Source organism: Streptomyces panacea, assembly GCF_040560175.1.
Lineage (GTDB): Bacteria > Actinomycetota > Actinomycetes > Streptomycetales > Streptomycetaceae > Streptomyces > Streptomyces panacea.
Map to the genome: position 1 here is coordinate 1 of NZ_JARJHW010000255.1, position 8,277 is coordinate 8,277.

The following is an 8,277-nucleotide window of genomic DNA, read 5'->3' on the forward strand; positions in this document are numbered from 1 at the left end:
CCGCCAGGACGTCCAGCGCGCGGTCCACGTCCGCCGTGGAGTTGTACAGATGGAAGGCGGCGCGCAGATTGCCCGCGCGGACCGCCACCTTCACGCCCGCCGCCACGAGCCGGGGCTGCCGGTCACCGAGGCCGGGAACGGCCACGACGGTGGAGCCCGCGGCGGCGACCGGCTCGTGCCCGAGGGAGACCAGGCCCGCCCGGAAGCGGTCGGCGAGCGCGGTGACATGGGTGTGGATCCGCTCGACCCCGATCTCCTCCAGCAGGGCCAGGGACTGTTCGGCGCCGTGGTAGGCGAGGAAGGCCGTCGGCTCGTCGAACCGCCGCGCCGAGTCGGCCAGTCGCTCCACGGGGCCGTACGTGCTCGCCCAGATGTCCTCGCCCGAGACCCACCCCGCGTGGATGGGCACCAGGCTCTCCTGGGCCTCCTCGGTGACGGTCAGGAACGAGGTACCGCGCGGGCTCACCAGGAACTTGTAGCCGCCGGCGACGGTGTAGTCGTACGCCCCCGCGTCGGTGGGCAGCCAGCCCGCCGCCTGGGTGACGTCGAGCAGCGTACGGGCACCGTGCGCCGCGGCGGCGGCGCGTACCGCGGGCAGATCGGCGATCCGGCCGTCGGCGGACTGCACCGCCGAGACGGCGACGAGCGCGGTCCCGGGACGTACCTCGTCGGCCAGCGACTCCAGCGGCACGTACCGCGGCTTGAGATCGCCGCGCACGGCGAAGGGCATGACGACGGAGCTGAACTCCCCCTCGGCCATGAGGACTTCACTGCCGGGCGGCAACGAGGCCGCGACCAGCCCGACATGGACCGCCACGGCGTTGCCGACGGCGACCCGTTCGGCCGGAACTCCCACGAGGCGGCCGAACGAGGCGCGGGCCGCGTCCACCGAGTCGAAACTGCCCGCGCCGTCGCGTCGCCCCGTGCCGTTCTCGGCGGCCAGTGTCCGTACGGCTTCGACGGCCCGGCGCGGGAGCAGACCGCAGGTCGAGGTGTTCAGATACGTCGTCTCCGGCACGAACTCGGCGCCACCCAAAGTGTCCATGACCTCACCCTGGGGCCCGCCTCTCTCATAGTCAATTGCGCATTCTCAAGGGGAACACCCAAGGGATCCTTATGAATGGCTGTGGGATCCCGGAATCTCGCAGGCCCCGTCCGCGTCGCAGGTGACGGCCGAGTCGTCGCCCACGGGCGTGAGCGCGCGCCCCTGCCACGCCTGCTCCAGCGCCTGGGTGAAGACCTCGGCGGGCTGGCCGCCCGAGACGCCGTAGCGCCGGTCGAGTACGAAGAAGGGCACGCCGGTCGCGCCGAGCTCCGCCGCCTCCCGCTCGTCGGCCCGTACGTCGTCGGCGAAGGCGTCCGCGTCCGCGAGGAGCACCCGCGCCTCGGCCTCGTCCAGTCCCGCCTCCACGGCGAGATCGACCAGCGTCCCGGTGTCGTAGACCGAGCGCTCCTCGGCGAAGTTCGCCCGGTAGACGACGCTCAGCAACTCGTCCTGCCGACCGCGCGCCTTGGCCAGATGCAGCAGCCGGTGGATGTCGAAGGTGCTGCCGTGGTCCCGGTCGCCGACGCGGTAGCCGAGCCCTTCGGAGCGCGCGTGCGAGGCGACCTGCTCCTCCATGGCGAGCGCTTCCTGCCGCGACCGCCCGAACTTCGCGGCGAGCATGTCGATCACGGGGGCGACATCGTCCTTGGCGTGCCCGGGATCGAGCTCGAAGGACCGGTGCACCACCTCGACGTCGCCGCGATGCGCGAAGGATTCGAGCCCCTTCTCGAACCGGGCCTTCCCGATGTAGCACCAGGGACAAGCGATGTCGCTCCAGATCTCCACGCGCATGTGTCTGCTTCTCTTCCAGGCCGGGGTCGGTGCGGAGCCTCCCTCCGCTCTCAACCGCAACCCCGCGCCCGCGCCCCCCATTCCCGCCCCGTTCGCTCCCGCCTCACCGCGCCTCCGCCGAGACCCGGCGGACCGTGCTGAGCAGGTACTCCTTGCGGTTGAGCGGGTCGTGGTCCGTGCGGGAGCGGGTCGGGGGTTCGCCCTGGACCGGTCGGTGGTGGGCGAACGACGCCTCCAGGACGCCCTCACCGCTCGTGAGCGTCGGGAGCAGTTGTTCCAGCGCGTGGACCTGGGCCGCCGGGATCTCGCCCTCCACCACGTACGACGACCCGCGCACCGAGGGCGTGTGCGGTACGGCGCGACGGCGGACCAGCGCGGGCAGGACGGCTCCGAAGGTGTCGGCCAGGACATCGAGGCGGAAGTGGTGCATCGGTTCGCACACGATCGTGCCCGCGTCCTTCAGCGCGGCCATCAGCACCAGCGGCGTCAGCAGGCGGAAATCGCCGCCCGTGCTGGACATGCTCTTGTCGAAAGAGCCGTGGGCGTGGCTCTGCCGGGGCGCGTAGCCGCTGCGGGTCAGCACGACGACGCAGTCGGGGATCGCCCAGCCGTACAGCCCTTCGTTCAGAGTGGCGCGCACGGTGTCCTCGATGGCTTTCATGAACGCGTAGGGCATGGAGCCGAGTTCGACCTCCAGCCGGAATTCCACGCCGCTGCCGGGCGGGGCCGGTTCGACCCGGAGTCCGACGGTCGCGAGGAACGGATTCGGTTCCTTTCCCATGATCTCCGCGGCACTTCCCGCACCGGCGATCCTTTCGACGCAGATCGTCGTCGTCTCGCGGAAGGTGACATCGACGCCGTATTCGTCGGCGAGTGTCGCCTGGATGACTTCTTTCTGCACCTCGCCGTAGAGCGACACGGAGATTTCCCGCCGGATCTCGTCCTGCCGCAGATTGATCAGCGGGTCCTGCTCGGCGAGTTGGGTGAGCGCGGCGTGCAGCGCGCCCTTGTCGGTCCTCTCGCGCGGGGCGACGACCGTTTCCAGCGTCGGCGGGGAGAAGTGGTGACGGGCGGCGGTGACGGCGGCCGGGTCGCCGATCACGTCGCCGATCCGGATGTCACCGAGCCCCCAGAGCTTGCCGATCCGGCCCGCGCCCACGGAGTCGCGGCGCACCGAGGAGCCGTCGTCGAAGACGCTGATCGCGGTGATCCTGCCCTCGGTGTCCCCGATCGGCAGCCGGTCGCGCACCCGCAGCGCGCCGGAGAACATCCGGACGTACGCGATCTTCTCGCCGGCCGTGCCGCGCTCGACCTTGAAGACGGTGCCCGAGACCGGGCCCCGTTCGTCGCCCGCCGTGGCGGGCAGCAGTTCCCCGATGGCGCCGGTGAGCGCGTCCACGCCCGCGCCGGACATGGCGGAGCCGAAGAACACCGGGTGGGTGAGCGCCCGCCCGGTCTGCGCGGCCAGTTCACGGCGGAGCCTGTCGTACGTGAGACGGGCCGGGTCCTCGACGTACGCGGCCAGGAAGGCGTCGTGCTGCTCGGCCAGCCGCTCGGCCACGGGTCCGGTCGTGGCGAAGGCCGGGTCCGGCGCTCCGTACGGGGTGAAGTCGGCGCCGCGCGTGCCGAGTCGGCGTACCGATCCCATCGGGACGATCGCGGGCGTCAGCCTCTCGGACAGTTCGCGCAGGAGGGCGTCGTGGCGGGCGCCGAGGCGGTCGATCTTGTTCACGAAGACGAGCGTGGGGATGCGCAGCCGGCGCAGCGTCCGCATCAGGACGCGCGTCTGCGCCTGGACACCTTCGACGGCCGACACGACCAGGACGGCGCCGTCGAGAACGCTCAGCACTCTTTCCACCTCGGCGATGAAATCCGGGTGGCCGGGGGTGTCGATCAGATTGACGGTGATGTCGTCGACGGCGAACGACACGACGGCGGCCTTGATGGTGATGCCGCGTTGACGTTCGAGGGCCAGCGAATCGGTCCGGGTTGTCCCGTCGTCGACTCGGCCGATCTCGTCGATGACTCCGGCGGCGTGCAGCAGCCGCTCGGTCAGGCTGGTCTTACCGGCGTCTACGTGCGCCAGGATTCCCAGGTTGAGCGTACGCGTATTCACTGAGCGTCATGTCCCTCGGATAGGCAGGAATTCCCTTCTGCTGCATGGACATGGACGCTCGGCGCATGACGGCTCCTCGGCTGCTCGACGGGTCCGCCGCTCGGCCGACGTCGGGGAGTACAGCAAACCCCCGGCCCGCCCGGCAAGCGATTTACCGGGCGGGTCGGGGGCGGGTCGTGCTGGGTTGACGCGTTACGAGGCGGTCGCCGGCTCCGCGCGGCCGTCGACGCGGCGCGGTACCCCCGTGGGGTTGTCGTCACGCAGCTCCGGCGGGAGCAGCGCGGCGGGCGTGGACTGGTAGGTGACGGGGCGCAGCCAGCGCTCGATCGCCGTTGCGCCGACCGACGTCGACGTGGAGGTCGACGCCGGGTAGGGGCCGCCGTGCTGCTGCGAGGGGGCGACGGCGACGCCGGTGGGCCAGCCGTTGACCAGGACGCGGCCCGCGAGCGGCGTCAGGTCGGCGAGCAGCCGCGCGGCGCCGGAGTCCGCGTCCTCGGCCTCGCCGTCGGCGAGGTGGAGCGTGGCGGTGAGGTTGCCGGGGAGCCGGGCCAGGACGGCGCCGATCTCGGCGTCGGAGCCGTAGCGGGCGACGACCGTCACGGGGCCGAAGCACTCCTCCAGGAGGAGGTCGTGCGGTCCCTCGGCGGCGAGGTGCCGGGCCGGTACGGTCAGATAGCCCGCGCTGACGGTGTGTTCGCCGCCGGCGCCCGGGGTGATCGGGGCCGCCACGTCGGGGAGTTCGGCCCGTTCGCGTACGCCCGCGACGAACGCGTCCCGCATCCGGTGGTCGAGCATGACGCCGGGCTCGGTCTCGCTGACAGCCGTCGTCAGCGACTTGAGCAGGCTGTCGCCGGCGTCACCCGCCGGGACGAGCACGAAGCCGGGCTTGGTGCAGAACTGGCCCTCGCCGAGCGTCATCGAGCCGGCCAGACCGGCGCCGATCTGCTCGGCGCGCTCGGCCGCCGCCGCCTCGGTGATCACGACGGGGTTGAGCGAGCCGAGTTCGCCGTGGAAGGGGATCGGCGTGGGACGGGCCGCCGCCGCGTCGAAGAGGGCGCGTCCGCCGCGTACGGAACCGGTGAACCCCGCCCCGGCGACCAGCGGGTGCTTCACCAGCTCCACACCGGCCTCGAAGCCGTGCACCAGGACCACCACGTCCTCGGGCAGTCCGACCCGCTCCGCCGCCCTGCGCAGCGTGGCGGCGCAGATCTCGGAGGTGGCGGGGTGGTCGGGGTGCACCTTGACGACCACGGGGCAGCCCGCGGCGAGCGCGCTCGCCGTGTCACCGCCCGGGACGGAGAAGGCGAAGGGGAAGTTGCTCGCCGAGTAGACGGCGACGACGCCGAGCGGCACCTTCCAGCGCCGCATGTCGGGCCAGGGCGGCGTCCGGTCGCCGTCGGCGTGGTCGATGCGTACGTCGAGGAAGGCGCCCTCGTCGACGACATCGGCGAAGGCCCTCAACTGGGCGGTCGTGCGCGCGAGTTCGCCGGTGAGCCGGACCGGGCCCAGCGCGGTCTCGGCGTCCGCCGCCTCGATGACGTACGCGCCCGATTCGTCGAGCAGGTCCGCCGCCGTACGCAGAAGCGCCGCACGCGCGGTACGGTCGGCGAGCGCGGGCCGGGTGGCGTGCGCGCGCCGTACTTCGCGGTCGACCTCCTCGGCCGTGGCCTCGACCGCGACCTGCTCACGCGGCTTCCCGGTTCGGGGGTCGACACTCCAGACTGGTGCTGCTGCCACCGCGGCTTCCTTCCAATTCCTGTGCCGTCCGCTGTCATCACCGAGGTGCTGTTCGGTATTCTGAACAAAGTTCGCGATGATGAATCCATGGGAACTCTATTTCCGTGCGTTCTGTGTGGTCAAGATAGGGGCGAGGGACGATGTCGGCTGCGGAAACCGGTGGTGCACAGGTCAAGTCCGCTGTGCGGACGGTGGAATTGCTGGAGTACTTCGCCGGACGCCCCGGTATGCACTCGCTCGCCGTGGTGCAGGAGGCGGTCGGCTACCCCAAGTCCAGTCTCTACATGCTGCTGCGCACCCTGGTCGAGCTGGGCTGGGTGGAGACCGACGCGACGGGCACGCGGTACGGCATCGGCGTACGGGCGCTGCTGGTCGGCACGTCGTACATCGACGGTGACGAGGTGGTCGCCGCCGCCCGGCCCACCCTGGACCGGCTCTCCGACGACACGACGGAGACCATCCACCTGGCGCGTCTCGACGGCACGAACGTCGTCTACCTCGCCACCCGCCAGTCGCAGCACTATCTCCGCCCCTTCACCCGCGTCGGACGCCGGCTGCCCGCGCACTCCACCTCGCTCGGCAAGGCGCTCCTCGCGACGCACAGCGACGAGCAGGTGCGCAAGATGCTGCCGGAGACGATGTCGCCGCTGACCGAACACACCATCACCGACCGCGAGAAGCTCATCGGGGAGCTGAACACGATCCGCGAGCAGGGGTACGCCGTGGACCGTGAGGAGAACACCCTCGGGCTGCGCTGCTTCGGCATCGCCATCCCGTACCGCACTCCGGCGCGCGACGCGATCAGCTGCTCGGTGCCGGTGGCGCGGCTGACCCCGGCGCACGAGCAGATGATCAAGGACGCGCTGTTCGACGCGCGCGACCGGCTGACGCTGGCGACGCGCAGGCTCTGACCCTTCGTCCTGATGATCGCTCTCCCCCGCGCGGCGGAGGGGGATCATCGGCCCGAGGTGACGCCCGCCTCCTGAGGAGGCCGGTCCCGGTATGAAGAGTTTCTGAGAAGAGGCGCCCGGCGGAACGCGGCGCCCGGTCCCGTTCGTCTTCGATGTGGGATGAACAAGACAATCAGGCGCACCGCGGTCGTCTGTCTGCTCATGGTGCTCGCCCTGCTGGTGCGGGTCACCTGGGTGCAGGCGTACCAGGGCAAGGCCCTCGCGGACAACGAACGCAACCGACGCACGCTCATCGACCAGTACGCCGGGCCGCTGGGCGACATCGTCGTGGCCGGCTCCCCCGTCACGGGCTCCGCCCGGACGTCGAGCAGCGACGACCTGAAGTACAAGCGGACGTACACGGACGGTGAGCTGTACGCGGCGGTGACCGGCTACAGCTCGCAGGCGTACCGCTCCACACAGCTCGAAGGCATCTACTCGCACGTCCTCGACGGCACGGACGCCCGGCTGAAGAATCCGCTGGACGCTCTCACCGGCGAGCGGGCCGCGCCGGGCGGTGTCCTGACGACGATCGACCCGGCGGTGCAGAAGGCCGCCTTCGACGCGCTCGGTGACAAGAAGGGCGCGGCCGTCGCGATCGACCCGGCGACGGGGCGGATCCTCGGGATGGTCAGCACCCCGTCGTACGACCCGTCGGCGATCAGCGGTACGGACGACGGCGACGCCTGGCAGCGGCTGAACGACGACCCGGACAAGCCGATGGTCAACCGGGCGCTGCGGCAGCCGCTGCCGCCCGGTTCGACCTTCAAGCTGGTGGTGGCCGCGGCGGCGCTGGAGGACGGGCTGTACGGATCGGTGGACACCCGGACCGCGAGTCCGGACCCCTTCACGCTGCCCGGCACGAGCACGGTCCTTCCGAACGAGAACACGTCGGCGCCCTGCCGGGACGCGACGATCCGCACGGCTCTCCAGTACTCGTGCAACAACGTCTTCGCCAAGATGGCGGCCGACCTGGGCAAGGACAAGGTGGGCGCGATGGCGTCCAAGCTGGGCTTCAACGACACCGAGCAGGATGTGCCGGTGCGGGCCGCCGAGAGCGTCTATCCGTCCGGCATGGACGACGCGCAGACGGCGCTGACGGGCATCGGCCAGTTCGAGGTCACCGCCACACCGCTCCAGATGGCGATGGTCTCGTCGGCACTGGCCAACGACGGGATCCTTCAATCGCCGCACATGGTCTCCAAGGTGGTGGACTCGGGTGGCGACACGCTCACCTCTTACGAGGACGAGCCCTCGCGCCGGATCGTCTCGTCCTCGACGGCCGAGCAGTTGCGCAGCGCGATGGTGACGGTGGTCGACGAGGGCACGGGCACGAACGCCCGTATCGACGGCGTCGAGGTGGGTGGCAAGACGGGCACGGCCCAGCACGGCGTGGCCAACAGCCAGACGCCGTACGCCTGGTTCACCTCGTACGCGAAGGACGCGTCGACGGGCAAGGAGGTGGCGGTGGCCGTGCTGGTCGAGGACTCGGGCGCGGCCCGCTCGGAGGTCAGCGGCAACGGTCTGGCGGCCCCGGTCGCCAAGAAGATGATGGAGGCGGCGGTGCGCTGACCGGCCCGTTCCGATCGCTCGCGGACGACCCCTGTGGTGCCCGGGATTCCCGTGCCACGATGGGC

The 8,277-nt window shown here is 71.1% G+C and carries 6 protein-coding genes; 2 read left to right on the top strand and 4 right to left on the bottom strand.

Translation table 11 applies throughout. The features are described 5' to 3' along the window. The 4 genes from P3L51_RS33520 to P3L51_RS33535 form a co-directional block, all read right to left on the bottom strand. A partial coding sequence (locus P3L51_RS33520; protein WP_354609124.1) for an aminotransferase class V-fold PLP-dependent enzyme occupies nucleotides 1-1,045 on the bottom strand: 1,045 nt, incomplete at its 3' end. A 69-nt stretch (nucleotides 1,046-1,114) separates the two neighbouring features. Beyond that, on the bottom strand, nucleotides 1,115-1,837 hold the full coding sequence (locus P3L51_RS33525; RefSeq protein WP_354609125.1) for a DsbA family oxidoreductase: 723 nt from the start codon (nucleotides 1,835-1,837) through the stop codon (nucleotides 1,115-1,117). Between the two features lie 103 nt (nucleotides 1,838-1,940). Then, complete coding sequence (locus P3L51_RS33530; protein WP_354609126.1) at nucleotides 1,941-3,953, bottom strand: GTP-binding protein; 2,013 nt, start codon at nucleotides 3,951-3,953, stop codon at nucleotides 1,941-1,943. Nucleotides 3,954-4,145: 192 nt separating this feature from the next. Further along, nucleotides 4,146-5,690, bottom strand: a complete 1,545-nt coding sequence (locus P3L51_RS33535; protein WP_354609127.1) for an aldehyde dehydrogenase (NADP(+)) — start codon at nucleotides 5,688-5,690, stop codon at nucleotides 4,146-4,148. A gap of 140 nt (nucleotides 5,691-5,830) precedes the next feature. Here P3L51_RS33535 and P3L51_RS33540 point away from each other — a divergent pair, with 140 nt between their 5' ends. Then, nucleotides 5,831-6,601: an IclR family transcriptional regulator gene (locus tag P3L51_RS33540; protein WP_354609128.1), complete on the top strand. Its 771-nt coding sequence runs from the start codon at nucleotides 5,831-5,833 to the stop codon at nucleotides 6,599-6,601. 159 nt (nucleotides 6,602-6,760) lie between these two features. Next, entirely contained in the window at nucleotides 6,761-8,212 is a 1,452-nt protein-coding gene (locus P3L51_RS33545) for a peptidoglycan D,D-transpeptidase FtsI family protein (RefSeq protein ID WP_354609129.1), read from the top strand. The last annotated feature ends 65 nt before the right edge of the window (nucleotides 8,213-8,277 follow it).